At 65.2% G+C, this 12,761-nt stretch carries 12 protein-coding genes, 1 pseudogene and 2 riboswitches; of the genes and pseudogenes, 4 read left to right on the top strand and 9 right to left on the bottom strand.

Annotated elements, in window-relative coordinates:
- Positions 1-6: 6 nt before the first annotated feature.
- A complete protein-coding gene (locus tag AC25ND_RS22825) occupies positions 7-1,686 on the top strand; it encodes an MFS transporter (protein WP_028690787.1) in 1,680 nt (559 codons plus the stop codon).
- A 45-nt stretch (positions 1,687-1,731) separates the two neighbouring features.
- Here the strand turns inward: AC25ND_RS22825 and AC25ND_RS22820 are convergent, their stop codons facing one another.
- Entirely contained in the window at positions 1,732-2,301 is a 570-nt protein-coding gene (locus tag AC25ND_RS22820; RefSeq protein WP_028690788.1) for a hypothetical protein, read from the bottom strand.
- Between the two features lie 91 nt (positions 2,302-2,392).
- Positions 2,393-2,779 carry a VOC family protein gene (locus tag AC25ND_RS22815; protein ID WP_186595799.1) on the bottom strand — a complete coding sequence of 129 codons (387 nt, stop codon included), beginning with the start codon at positions 2,777-2,779 and terminating at the stop codon, positions 2,393-2,395.
- A gap of 426 nt (positions 2,780-3,205) precedes the next feature.
- Here AC25ND_RS22815 and AC25ND_RS22810 point away from each other — a divergent pair.
- Together AC25ND_RS22810 and AC25ND_RS22805 are read left to right on the top strand one after the other, a co-directional pair.
- A pseudogene (locus AC25ND_RS22810) lies at positions 3,206-4,045 on the top strand (PAS domain-containing protein); the annotation flags it as partial.
- A 42-nt stretch (positions 4,046-4,087) separates the two neighbouring features.
- Positions 4,088-4,582: a methyl-accepting chemotaxis protein gene (locus tag AC25ND_RS22805; RefSeq protein WP_371349979.1), complete on the top strand. Its 495-nt coding sequence runs from the start codon at positions 4,088-4,090 to the stop codon at positions 4,580-4,582.
- On the opposite strand, the gene AC25ND_RS22800 is transcribed toward AC25ND_RS22805, so the two are convergent.
- From AC25ND_RS22800 to AC25ND_RS22770, 7 genes are all read right to left on the bottom strand, one after another.
- Positions 4,557-7,835 (bottom strand): transporter substrate-binding domain-containing protein, encoded by a 3,279-nt coding sequence (locus AC25ND_RS22800; protein WP_062360325.1) that lies wholly within the window; start codon positions 7,833-7,835, stop codon positions 4,557-4,559. The two genes, AC25ND_RS22805 and AC25ND_RS22800, sit on opposite strands and share 26 nt — an antisense overlap.
- 3 nt (positions 7,836-7,838) lie before the next feature.
- Positions 7,839-8,453 (bottom strand): response regulator transcription factor, encoded by a 615-nt coding sequence (locus AC25ND_RS22795; RefSeq protein WP_028690792.1) that lies wholly within the window; start codon positions 8,451-8,453, stop codon positions 7,839-7,841.
- A gap of 173 nt (positions 8,454-8,626) precedes the next feature.
- On the bottom strand, positions 8,627-8,869 hold the full coding sequence (locus tag AC25ND_RS22790; protein WP_028690793.1) for a DUF1272 domain-containing protein: 243 nt from the start codon (positions 8,867-8,869) through the stop codon (positions 8,627-8,629).
- Positions 8,870-8,933: 64 nt separating this feature from the next.
- Positions 8,934-9,686, bottom strand: a complete 753-nt coding sequence (cobM, locus tag AC25ND_RS22785; protein ID WP_028690794.1) for a precorrin-4 C(11)-methyltransferase — start codon at positions 9,684-9,686, stop codon at positions 8,934-8,936.
- Positions 9,687-9,715: 29 nt separating this feature from the next.
- Positions 9,716-10,117 (bottom strand): cobalamin biosynthesis protein, encoded by a 402-nt coding sequence (locus AC25ND_RS22780; protein ID WP_062360324.1) that lies wholly within the window; start codon positions 10,115-10,117, stop codon positions 9,716-9,718.
- A complete protein-coding gene (locus AC25ND_RS22775) occupies positions 10,117-10,812 on the bottom strand; it encodes a CbtA family protein (RefSeq protein WP_486976596.1) in 696 nt (231 codons plus the stop codon). The genes AC25ND_RS22780 and AC25ND_RS22775 overlap by 1 nt, the downstream gene beginning before the upstream one ends.
- Before the next feature lie 10 nt (positions 10,813-10,822).
- A complete protein-coding gene (locus AC25ND_RS22770) occupies positions 10,823-11,008 on the bottom strand; it encodes a CbtB domain-containing protein (protein WP_028690797.1) in 186 nt (61 codons plus the stop codon).
- A gap of 102 nt (positions 11,009-11,110) precedes the next feature.
- Positions 11,111-11,332, bottom strand: a riboswitch (cobalamin riboswitch).
- Between the two features lie 61 nt (positions 11,333-11,393).
- Positions 11,394-11,593: riboswitch (cobalamin riboswitch) on the top strand.
- Between the two features lie 100 nt (positions 11,594-11,693).
- On the opposite strand from AC25ND_RS22770, the gene cobW reads away from it, so the two are divergent.
- Entirely contained in the window at positions 11,694-12,761 is a 1,068-nt protein-coding gene (gene cobW, locus AC25ND_RS22765) for a cobalamin biosynthesis protein CobW (RefSeq protein WP_028690798.1), read from the top strand.

Raw genomic sequence — 12,761 nt, 5'->3', positions numbered from 1 at the left:
CGACCCATGGCGGTCCTTGACAGCGCATCCACGGGCAGTAGCGCGCCCCAACGTGGCATCACCCGGGAGGAGCGCAAAGTCATCTTTGCCTCTTCCCTTGGTACCGTGTTCGAATGGTACGACTTCTACCTCTACGGATCACTGGCGGCGATCATCGCCAAGCACTTCTTCGCCGGGGTCAACGAAACCACCTCGTTCATCTTCGCCTTGCTCGCCTTCGCCGCCGGCTTTGCCGTGCGGCCGTTCGGTGCCATCGTGTTTGGCCGCCTGGGCGACATGATCGGGCGCAAGTACACCTTCCTCATCACCATCGTGATCATGGGCCTGTCCACTGCCGTGGTGGGGCTGTTGCCCAGCTACGCGACCATCGGCGTGGCCGCGCCGGTGATCCTCATCACCCTGCGCCTGTTGCAGGGCTTGGCGCTGGGCGGCGAGTACGGCGGCGCCGCCACCTATGTGGCGGAACATGCACCCAAGGGCAAGCGCGGCTTCTTCACCGCGTGGATCCAGACCACCGCGACCCTCGGGCTGTTCCTGTCGCTGCTGGTGATCCTGGCCTGCCGCACTGCCATGGGCACCGAGGCGTTCGAGGCCTGGGGCTGGCGCATCCCGTTCCTGCTGTCGATCCTGCTGCTGGCGATCTCGGTGTACATCCGCCTGCAGCTCAACGAGTCGCCGGTGTTCATGAAGATGAAGGCCGAAGGCAAGGCGTCGAAGGCGCCGCTGACCGAGTCGTTCGCCCGCTGGGACAACCTGAAGGTGGTGATCATGGCGTTGCTCGGCGGTACCGCCGGGCAGGCGGTGGTGTGGTACACCGGGCAGTTCTACGCGCTGTTCTTCCTGCTGCAGACCCTGAAGATCGACCCGCAGACCGCCAACCTGCTGATTGCCGGCTCGCTGCTGATCGGCACGCCGTTCTTCATTGTCTTCGGCAGTCTGTCCGACCGCATCGGGCGCAAGAAGATCATCATGGCTGGCTGCATCATCGCCGCGCTGACCTACTTCCCGATCTTCAAGGCGTTGACCGAGTACGGCAACCCGGACGTGTTCGTCGCCCAGGAGCAGAACCCGGTGGTGGTGGTGGCCGACCCCGGGCAGTGCGCGTTCCAGTTCGATCCGGTGGGCAAGGCCCGGTTCACCAGCTCCTGCGATATCGCCAAGAGCCTGCTGGCCAAGCGGGCGATCCCGTACGAGAACGAGAAGGCCGAGCCCGGCAGCGTGGCGCAGATCCGCATCGGTGAGCGGGTGATTCCGAGTTTCGAGGGCAGCAGCCTGGCCGCGGCTGACCTGAAGACCCAAAGCGATGCCTTCACCGCCACCCTGACGGCGGCCCTGAAGGAGGCCGGCTACCCCGAGAAGGCCGACCCGGCGAAGATCCACTACCCGATGGTGTTGCTGCTGCTGAGCATCCTGGTGATCTACGTGACCATGGTCTATGGCCCGATCGCCGCCTGGCTGGTGGAGCTGTTCCCGGCGCGGATCCGCTACACCTCCATGTCGCTGCCGTACCACATCGGTAACGGCTGGTTCGGCGGTTTCCTGCCAACGGTGGCTTTCGCCATGGTCGCGGCGACCGGGGATATCTACTACGGGCTGTGGTACCCGATCGTGATCGCGGTGATGACGGCGGTGCTGGGGATCTTCTTCCTGCCGGAGACCAAGGATCGCGACATCAACCACACCTGACTGCCTGCTGGCCCGCTCCCCGCATACGCGGAGCGGGCTTGTCGGTCAGTCGAAGTATCCACGCAAGGTATACCGGTACCCGACATCCACCGCCGAGGTCTGCGGTTTGGCATACGCCTTCTTGAGCACGAACTCGAACGCCGGTTCATACAATCCATCGCGCACCACGGCACCCGCCAGTACTTCCACCGTGTACCAGCCGTTGTCCAGCTCGATGATCGGTCGCCCCGGCTCCTGGTAGCGTGCCAGCAGGTCGCCCAAGGCCTTGTTGGTGAAGTGCTGCAGGATGCGCCAGGTGAACAGCATCAGCGCACGGTTCTCGATCCGCAGCACATACCCTGCGCGCCGATGTTTGAGGCGACTGCCGGGCTCCAGCAGTGCCGGCGTGGGCTCGTCGAGGGTGAACAGGATGCGGTAGGGCAGGTTGTCGATTCCGGCCAGGGGCAGGATTACCCCCTGCGCCACCGCCAGGTCGCCACTGTCGCCGCGGGTGAAGGCGCGGGCGAGGTCGTCGGGCAGGTCGTGGTCTTCCTTGAACTGTTCGAGCAACTGGATATCGCCGAGCAGGAAATAGTCGATCAGGTCGTTGAGTACTTCGCTGAATTCGAAGCGCATGGGTTGTCCTTGTTCTGGCTGCGCCGGGTTAGTTCAGCAATGTAGCAGTCCACGTGGAAAACCACGCGAGTATAAGGTGCGGGCCTGCCGGCTAATGCCGCTGGGCGATCTGGATCAGGTTGCCGCAGGTGTCGTCGAACACGGCCACGGTGACCGGGCCCATGGCCGTGGGCGGCTGGGTGAACTGCACGCCGGCCTTGCACAGCCGCTCATACTCGGCCTGGATATCGCGCACGCCGAAGGAGGTGGCGGGAATGCCGTCCTGCTTGAGCGCGGCCTTGTAGATTTTTGCCGCGGGATGGGCGTCGGGTTCGAGCAGCAGCTCGACGCCGTTGGGGTCGTTGGGGGAGGTGAGTGTGAGCCAGCGGTGCTTGCCCATGGGGATATCGTGCTTGGGTTCGAAACCCAGGACATGGTGGTAGAAGGCATGGGCCCTGGCCTGATCGTCGACGAAGATGCTGGTGACCACGATCTTCATGTGTATCCCTCTGAAGGGGCAGCATCGCGCTGCGGGTACCTGGGGATTATAGAAGGGCCGCCTGCACCGGGTGGATTGGTTCGCAGACTTTCAACCGGAGATCGCTGAGCCTTGTGGTGTGTCGGCACGTCACCAGGTCGAACAGCAAGCGCATTGCCCGTGTCGCCATGCGCCGCATCACCGGCGCCTGCAGGCGTTGTGCCGCTATGGCGCCAGGGCTTCGAAACCGACCTGCTGGGCACGGTCGGTATGGTGACGGCGGCGCTGCCCTGGCTCAAGGCCGCGCTGAATCACTATGGCAAGACACTTCGCTTGGACGCATGGCTCGGCCGGAGGAGGTCGCCCGGGCTCGACTGGTAGGTGTTGAGGCCTCGGGCAGACAGACGGTACAAATGCATAATCCAAAAGTGATATCAGATCGCTTGCATGGTGCTTGGGCCGATCTATGCTCAGGACATCCCGTGGATACAGGAGCCCCGGCCCATGTTCGAATACCATCGCAAGTCCGATCTGGTCGAAATCCAGCGCGCCCGGCAAGCCCTGGCGGGCATGGAGGCGAAGCTGGCGGCGATCAGCCGTTCCATGGCGATGATCGAGTTCGCGCCGGATGGCACGATCCTCGAAGCGAACGAGCACTTCTGCAAGACCATGGGCTACAGTGCCGATGAGATACGTGGCAAGCACCACCGGATCTTCTGTGACCCGACCTACGCCAAGAGTGCCGAGTATCAGCAACTCTGGCGTGAGCTGGGTCAGGGCAAGGCCATCAGCGGTACCTTCGAGCGCCTGGACAAGGCGGGCCGCGAAGTATGGCTGGAGGCGAGCTACATGCCGGTGATCGACGAGCGCCAGCAGGTCACCAGCGTGATCAAGGTGGCCTCCGACATCACCCGCCATGTGATCGAGGAGCATGAGAGCGAAAGCCTGCTCAAGGCCATCGGCCGCTCCATGGCGGTAATCGAGTTCACCCCGGCCGGGCGGGTAATCAAGGCCAACCAGAATTTCCTCGATACCATGGGCTATCGCCTGGAGGAAGTAGTCGGGCGCCACCATGGGCTGTTCTGCCTGCCCCATGAGCGCGAGTCGGCCGAGTACCGCGACTTCTGGGCCTCGCTCAACCGCGGCGAGTACCACTCGCACCGCTTCGAACGCATCAACAAGCAGGGCCAGACCGTGTACCTGGAGGCGTCCTACAACCCGATCTTCGACAACAAGGGCCGGTTGTACAAGGTGGTGAAGTTCGCCAGCGACATCACCCGGCAGATCAGCACCCAGCAGACCGCCGCCGATGCTGCCCATGCCAGTTCGATGCAGACCGACGCCTGCGCGCGCAAGGGCACCCAGGTGGTGCAGCAGGCGGTGGAGGTGATCGAGCAGATTTCCTCCGAGTTGAACGACGCCGCCCGTACCATCGATGCGGTGAGCAAGCAGTCCGAGGTGATCGGGCAGATCGTCCTCACTATCCGCGGCATCGCCGACCAGACCAACCTGCTGGCGCTCAACGCCGCTATCGAGGCGGCCCGGGCCGGCGAGCATGGCCGAGGCTTCGCCGTGGTCGCCGACGAAGTACGCAACCTGGCGGCGCGCACCAGTAAGGCGACCCTGGAGATCGTCGAGGTGGTGCGGCAGAATCACGACCTGTCACTGACCGCGGTGGCCAGCATGCAGTCGAGCCTGACCCGCACGGGGTTGGGCGTGGAGCTGGCCAACGAGGCCGGCACGGTGATCATGGAGATCCAGCAGGGATCACGGCACGTGGTGGACGCCATCAGTCAGATCAGTTCGACCCTTCAATTGCACTGAGGCTCTGGCGAAGCTCCAGCTCCAGGCCTTGCAGGCTCGCCCGCAACCGGGCGAGTAATTGATCCACGGGCAGGCCTAGGGCGATGGCTTGCTCCAAGGCTTCGCAGTCCTGTCTGACACCTCTGACCTTGAGCATTTTCGCGCCACCTTTGACCCGATGGACAACGGGCACCAGGGCCTCGGGTGACGGATCTGCGCCGAGCGCATGCAATGCCTGCAGGTCCTCGGCACTGCTTTGCGCCAGTTGTTCCAGCAGGCGTCGGGTCAACTGAGTGTCGTCCTGGGTGAGGTGGCGCAGTTCGGCCAGGTCGAAGCCGCTGGGCCGTGGCATCATGTCGACCTGATCGGGCAGGGTGGTGGCCAGTGGCAGGCATGCCCTGAGCGCCTGCAGGCCGATCGGTTTGAACAGGCATTCGTCCATGCCGCTGTCCAGGCAGCGTTGACGCTCTTCGGCCTGGGCGTTGGCGGTGACGCCGATGATGCGACAGGCCGGTGATCGAGCCTCGCGTTCCTCGGCACGGATGCTGCGGGCCAGCGTATGGCCATCCATGACCGGCATGCTGCAATCGGTGATCACCACGTCGAAACGACCGACTTGCCAGAGTGCCAGCGCCGTCTTGCCGTGATCGGCGAGAGTCACCTGGTGGCCCAGCGAACGCAGTTGCTTGTCGAGTAGCAGCAGGTTGGCCGGATAATCGTCGACCACCAGGACGCGCAGGGGGCCGCTGCCGGTTTCGATCGAGGCGCGGTCGAGCGACTCCCGGGTGGCGGGTTCGGCAGCGGGCAGGGTGAGGTGGACATCGACCTGGGTCCCCAGGCCTTCGATGCTGTGCAAGCGCAGCTCGCCGCCCATGAGCTCGCACAGCTCGCGGCTGATCACCAGTCCCAGCCCTGCGCCTTGGCGCGCCTGGCGGCCATCGACCTGGGAGAAGGTGGTGAACAGCCGTGTCTGGTCGCTGGAGCTGATGCCTACACCGCTGTCCTTGATCTGCAGCGTGACGTGCTGCAGGTCGCCGTCGAGCGGGGTCACCACCAATGACACATCGACCTGGCCCTGGTCGGTAAACTTGATCGCATTGCTCAGCAGGTTCGACAGTACCTGCTTGAGGCGCAACGGGTCGGCAAGCGCCCAGGCGCAGGTATCGGGCAGTACAGCACGCAGGTTGAGCCCCTTGAGACGGGCGTTGCCTTCGAAGACCCTCAGGGTGGTGCGCACGATCTCGACCAGGTCGGTGGCCACCGGTTGCAAGGTCATGTGGCCGGCCTCGATGCGTGAGATGTCCAGTACATCGCCGATCAGTTCGAGCAGGCCGATCGCTGAATCGTGGGCCGCCTCCAGCGCCTGGCGGTCGCTGTGGCCGTGGCGGCTGTCCTCCAGGGCCATTTCGAGCAGCCCGATGACGGCGTTCATCGGTGTGCGGATCTCATGGCTCATGACCGCCAAAAAGGTGCTTTTTGCCCGGCTGGCCTGCTCGGCGTCGTCCTTGGCCTGACGCAGCTGTTCGAGCAGCCCGCGGCTGAGCGTAAGCTGTTCTTGCAGGGCACGCTGGGCCTCGCTGCGTTGCTGGATCAGTTTACGCAGGTAGCTGTTCCAGAACACCACGCCGGCCAGCAGCAGCGTGGCCAGCACCAGGACCTGCAGCGCCAGTGTGCGGTAATTGCGCCAGGGGCTGTCACTGGCCACTGCGTTGGTGCGCCAGCGATTGACCAGTTGCTCCAGCTCATCAGGTGGGATACTCAGCAACGCCTTGTCGAGGATCGCCTGCAGTTGTGGCAGCGCGGGGCTGACGGCGAAGGTCGCCAGGGCGGGTTCATCGCCCAGTAACCCGGCGATTTTGAGGCGACCACTGAAAGCCTGGTTGATGAAGTAGGCGGCATTGACGTGCGAGTTGATGGCGACGTCGGCATCGCCGTTGGCCACCGCCTCCATGAGCTGCAAGGGATTTTCGACCTCCACGGTACGCAGGCCGACGACCTGGCGTTCCAGGTCGTCGAGCAATGGCGAGCCGCGCAGCAGTGCCACGCGCAACCCCTGCAGCGGCTGCTTGGTGTCTAGTGGCGGTGCATTCTGGCGGGTGACCAGCACTCGCGGGCTGATCATGTAGGGGCGTGTGTAGCGCAGGCGTTGGGCACGATGCACGCCGTAGCCGATAGCACCGATCATGTCCACCTTGCCTTGGGCGACTTGCTCGACCATGTCCTCGAATGACTCCGACTCGACGATCTGGAATTGCAGGCCGGTGCGCAGGCCGATGCGCTCCAGCAAATCCAGGGCGATCCCCCGTGCTTGCTGCTGGGCGTCGGTGAAACTCAGGGGGGCGAGGGTGGTGTTGATCATCACCTTGACCTGCCGGTGCCGGGCGATCCACTCGCGTTCTTCGTGGGTCAGGGCGTCGAGGCGGCGGTCGAGCAGGAAGCTGGTGCTGCCGCCCGTCCAGCGCCGAAGGATGTTCAGCCGTTCGCTGTCGGAGATGCGGCCGAGGGCGAGGTCGACCAGTTGCAGCAAGCGCGGGTTGTCTCGAGCCAGGGCAAACGCAAAAGTGCTGGCCGGCATCTGAACGAAATGATCGACCTTGACCCTTTCCTGGAAGCCCTTGGCGATCACGTAGTCGGCGCTGATGGCATCACCCAGGTAGACATCGGCTTGCCCCAGCGCCACCGCGGTCACACCGGCGAGCGTGGAGCGGTAGAGGCTGAGCTGAGCGTGGGGGTAGAGTTGCTGCACTGTGCGAATGGGCAGGTAATGGTCGACCATGGCCAGGCGCAGACCCTCAAGCTTGTCCTCTACGCGCAGGCTTCGGTTCTGCCGGGACACGATAACCGGCAAGTCGTCGGCATAGGGCAGGCTCAGCGTAAGGTCAGCATCGTTGGCCTCGAAGGCATTGGAGCTGCCCAGCAGGTCGATCTCGCCGGCACGCAAGGCATCGAGTGCCTGGGCGCGGCTGGCATAGCGTCGCACCTCGATGGGTAGCCCGAGCTGTTCGCCGATCAGGCCGGCATAGTCGGCGCTGAGGCCTTCGTAGTCAGCCTGGCTGATGTTGATGTCGAAGGGTGGATAGTCCGGGCGCGAGCTGCCCAGCACCAGGCGCTTGCGTTGGTTCAGCCACTGTCGGTCGGTCGCTGCCAACGCCAGCGGTGGCGCCGCGCTCAGGGCACGGGCAAGCAGGTGGCGGGGCTCGCTGTGCACCTCGCTCAGTGCGGATGGCGACAGCAACGCGACCAGCAGCAGGCACAGTGATGCCCCCTTAGTCATGGTTCAGGCCACGTTGTTGCGTTTGGCGAGGTCCACCATTTCGACCAGCGACTCGACCTTGAGCTTCTCCATGATCCGGCCGCGGTAGGTGCTGATGGTCTTGGCGCTGAGGTTCATCTGCTCGCCGATCAGCTTGTTGCTCTGGCCGGCGCTGAGCCGGCGCAGCACTTCCATTTCCCGGTTGGACAGCAGTGCCAGGCGCTCGGTCTCGCTTTCCAGGGTGTTGCTGTTGACCGCCATCTGCGGGAAGGTCGAGTAACCCTTGACCAGTGCCTTGAGGGCGAAGACCAGGGCATCGAGGTCTTCGTCCTTGTTGACGAAGGCCGAGATGCCAGCGTCCATGCAGCGCCGCACGTAGAGGTCGGCGGGCTGGCCGGTGAGGGCCATGATCCGGGGCGGTGGGTCGATCAGCTTGAGCCGCTTGATCACCTCCATGCCGTCGAGGTCCGGCAGGCCGATGTCGAGGATGACCACGTCCGCCTTGGTCTGCTCGGCCAGGCGAGCAGCCTCCTTGCCTTTACCGGTTTCCCCCACGACGGTGAAGCGTTCGCGTTCGAGCAGCATGCGTACGGCGAGTCGAACAATGTGGTGGTCATCGACCAACAGCACGGATGTCATTCAGGTAGCTCCTGTCAAAGTGCAGCCCGCTTCCAGCCTATGATCAAAGGCGCTGAGCAGCGGACTTGCTGGGCAGCGCGCACCTTACGGATATTCAGGAGCCTTGGTAATAGGCGAGTATAGGTGTGTTGAAAAACCTGCACAAACCTGTAGAAAAGTCCTACAAACGAGGTTCAGGCGCAGGGCGCGTGCGGCTTGTGCACACGCTGTGTCGAGGCGGGATTGTTGTCCAGCACCTTGCCGGCGCGGGAGGGGCGGGCAACCAGCTGGCCGCCGCAGTTCGGGCAGCGGTGGTGGAAGTGCCGGTCGTTGCAGGCTCGGCAGAAGGTGCACTCGAACGAGCAGATCAGCGCATCTGGGCTTTCGGCCGGCAGGTCGGCGTCGCAGCATTCGCAGTTGGGGCGCAATTCGAGCATGGTCTTGGTTTCCTTCCAGTTGGAAAACCCAGTGTGCTACGCCGCGCCCCGGTCGGCAATCGCTTCACGTGCCTGGACGGTAAAGGTGGGCGTGACCAGCGCGGTACAGGGCCGAGTCGGCGAATGGCGCGTCTCCCAGCACATGACCGACCAGGATCAGCGCGGTACGCCGAAAATCCTTGGCGGCAACGCGCTCGCAGATATCGGCCAGCGTGCCCTTGACCCAGTCCTGGTCCGGCCAGGTGGCGCGATGGACCACCGCTATCGGGCAGTCGACGCCATAGTGTGGCAGCAGCTCCTGGACGATGCGGGCCAGGTGGCGCACCCCCAGATGGATGGCCAGGGTACTGCCGTGGCGGGCCAGGTCGGCCAGTTGCTCACCGGCCGGCATTGGCGAACGGTCGCCAAAGCGGGTGAGGATCACGGTCTGCGCCACATCGGGCAAGGTCAGCTCGCAGCCGAGCAGCGCGGCACTGGCGGCGGTGGCGGTGACGCCGGGGACGATCTGGTAGTCGATATCCAGTTCGCGCAAGTGGCGGATCTGTTCGCCGATGGCGCCATAAAGGCTGGGGTCGCCGCTGTGCACGCGCGCCACGTCCTCGCCGTTGGCGTGAGCCTGGCGCATCGCCTCGACGATCTGCTCCAGGTGCAGTTCGGCGCTGTTGATTACCGTGTGCGCCTGGTGACCTTCCAGCACGGCGGCGGGGACCAGGGAGCCGGCATAGACGATCACTGGGCACTGGCGGATCAGGCGCTGGCCCTTGACCGTGATCAGCTCGGGATCGCCGGGGCCGGCGCCGATGAAATAGACCGTCATGGGGGTTCCTTGTATAGAAGAGTGGCGGATTATCCGCCGATGGCCAGGGCCAGGGTAGCGCTGCCGAGGACCTGCCTCGGCACGTGCAGGCGGCCGTTATCGCCGGCCAGGGCCAGTGCGGCGCTTTCGGCGACGCCCCAGCAGCCTGTCTGCGCGTACGCCGTGGGCGAACGCTGGCTGAGCTGCGCTTCGAAAACCAGTAGATGCGCGGCATCGAAACAGATGTACGGCAGCCCTAGGCGCTCGGCCAGTGCCAGCAGGCCGGGCTCGCGGGCCTTGGGCTCGATGCTGGCAATGCCGCGCAGGGCCGAGAGGGGCAGGGCGTTGCGGGTGAGGGTCTGGCGCAGCAATACCGCCAGGGTCTCGACCGGGCAGCCGCGGCGACAGCCAAAGCCGGCGTACAACGCCGGCTGAGCAGGCAGATCGCGCATCAGGCCTGGCTGGAGCGACGGTACAGCCAGGCGCTGAGCAGGCCCAGGGCCAGCCAGAACGCGGCGTTGGTCAGCCAGGAAGCGATCTTGAACTGGGTCTCGAGGGCTTGCGGCGCAAGGCTTTCATGCACGGCCGGCTGTGGCGCGCCGATCAGGTGCGGGATCACCAGCAGAGCGGCACCCAGCGCCTTGAGCAGCCAGTGCCGGGCGAACACCAACAACGCCAGGCCGGCGGCGGTGGCCGCTGCGGTGCCGATCCACCAGGTCTGGCGCTGACCGAGGTCGGCGGCGGCGGTGCCGGGCAGTTCCGGTGGCAGGCCAAGGGTCGGCGCCAGGCAGAACACGGCAAAGCCGGCCAGGCCCCACAGCGCGCCGGTGGCCACGCGGTTCGGTTCACGCAGGCCGTAGAGAGCGACCAGGATCAGGGCGAAACCGACGGCGACCACCAGGTTGCCACCGGTGGTGGACAGCACGCGCTGCCAGCCGTCTTCCGGCGACCAGGCTTCGGCGCTGTGCTCATGCTCGTGGGGCGCGGTGGCGTCGCCGTGCTCATGGTGTTCGTCGACCGGGGCGGCGGACTCGTAGGTTTCCGCCTGGAGAATCAGTGGGGTGACCCAGAAGCTTTGCAGCAGGGTCAGCAGCAGGGCCGCGAGCAGGCCGCTGAAGCCCGCGGTACGGGCGATGCGCGTAATCATGCGGGTTTACTCAGTGGCAAGGGAAGGCGGCGCTGTGGCGGGTATCGTGGGCAGCGTTGTGCACTGCCTCGATGTGCGAGAAACCGGCGAAGTACACCAGGCACAGGCCCAGCAGGCTGGCGCCGACCGCGACGATCAGTCGCTGGCTGAGGCTGACGGGGGTGGCGATACTGTGTTTGGCGCTGGTGATGGGCATGACGCGTTCCTCTGCTGCTTTTGTTGTGGCAACGGACATGCGCGACGACCCCGGGCACGATTGGCCCAGGTGATACGACGACGCCCGCCCACCGCGGGGTGTACTGTGAGCACGTGTCAGGCCGGTCTCCGGGCTGGCGAGGTGGAGCAGGACTCCGTGGGGCGTCACCTTCCCATGCCTTACTGTTGGCACAGTGGTTCGGACGCTTCTCTCGCTTACCGTTGCGGGGGCAGCACCGGCCTTGTCGGCTCCTTAGCAATGGAGGCGCGACGCACCGGTTTCCCGTTTCACCCCCGTCGGGGGCACCTGAACGCAATGCGCTAGCAAATCACGGGGCCGGGCCCGCGTCAATCGCCATGGCGGTTGACCGCCAGGCAGGCACTGCGTAGCCTTGCCGCTGCGAGGTTCTCGGGCGTTGGCCCGAGCTAAGACGGGAACGCGGTACAAGCCGCGGCTGCCCCCGCAACTGTAAGCACTGAAGGGTTCGGCACAGCCACTGCGCAGGCGCGCGGGAAGGCGCCGGCCCACCGGCCAGCGAGCCGCAGCGGTGCGAGCCAGGAGACCTGCCTCGTGACGTTTTCGACTTTCAACCGGGCGGGGTGATCCGGTGGCGAACGCGCCAGGCCGGCAGGGCCGTGGCTGTCGTCCTGCATGCCCGCGCCATTGCTGCCAAGGGCATCGCGACATGAAAACACTGGCCAAGCTTCCCGTCACCATCGTTACCGGCTTCCTCGGCTCGGGCAAGACCACCTTGCTGCGCCATATGCTCGACAACGCCCAGGGCCGCCGCATCGCGGTGATCGTCAACGAATTCGGCGAGCTGGGCATCGACGGCGAGATCCTCAAGCAGTGCAGCATCGGCTGCACCGAGGAAGAGGCCAACGGCCGCGTCTATGAGCTGGCCAACGGTTGTCTGTGCTGCACCGTGCAGGAAGAGTTCTTCCCGGTGATGCGCGAGCTGGTGGCCCGTCGCGGCGACCTCGACCACATCCTTATCGAGACCAGCGGCCTGGCCTTGCCCAAACCGCTGGTACAGGCCTTCCAATGGCCGGAAATCCGCAACGCCTGCACCGTCGACGCGGTGATCACCGTGGTCGACAGCCCGGCCGTGGCCGCCGGCACCTTTGCCGCCTACCCGGAGCAGGTCGATGCCCAGCGCAAGCTCGACCCCAACCTCGACCACGAGTCGCCGCTGCACGAGCTGTTCGCCGACCAGCTGGCCAGTGCCGACCTGGTGGTGCTGAACAAGGCCGACCTGATCGACGCCGAGGGCCTGGCCAAGGTCCGTGCCGAGGTGGCCGAGGAACTGCCGCCGGCGGTCAAGGTGATCGAGGCCAGCAGCGGCCGCCTGCCGCTGGAAGTGCTGCTGGGCGTGGGCGCCGAGTCCGAGGTGCATATCGATGGTCGCCGTACCCATCACGACTCGCATCACGACGGCGATGACCATGACGACCATGACCACGACGCCTTCGACTCGATCTCCATCGATCTGCCCGAGTCCGACGAGAGCCTGCTGCTCGACGCCCTGACCCAGCTGGTCACCGAGTTCGGCATCCTGCGCGCCAAGGGCTTCGCCGCGATTCCCGGCAAGCCGATGCGTCTGCTGATCCAGGGGGTGGGCACCCGCTTCGACAAGCATTTCGACCGCGCCTGGCGTAGCGATGAACCACGGATCACCCGCCTGGTGCTGATCGGCCAGGCGCTGGACGCCGCACAGCTGGAAGCGCGCCTGCGCCAGGCCCTGGGCGCCTGA

The sequence above is a fragment of the Pseudomonas sp. P110(2024) genome, from assembly GCF_057480795.1.
The sequence above is the reverse complement of the archived record's forward strand: the minus strand, read 5'-3'. Positions and strand labels throughout refer to the sequence as shown.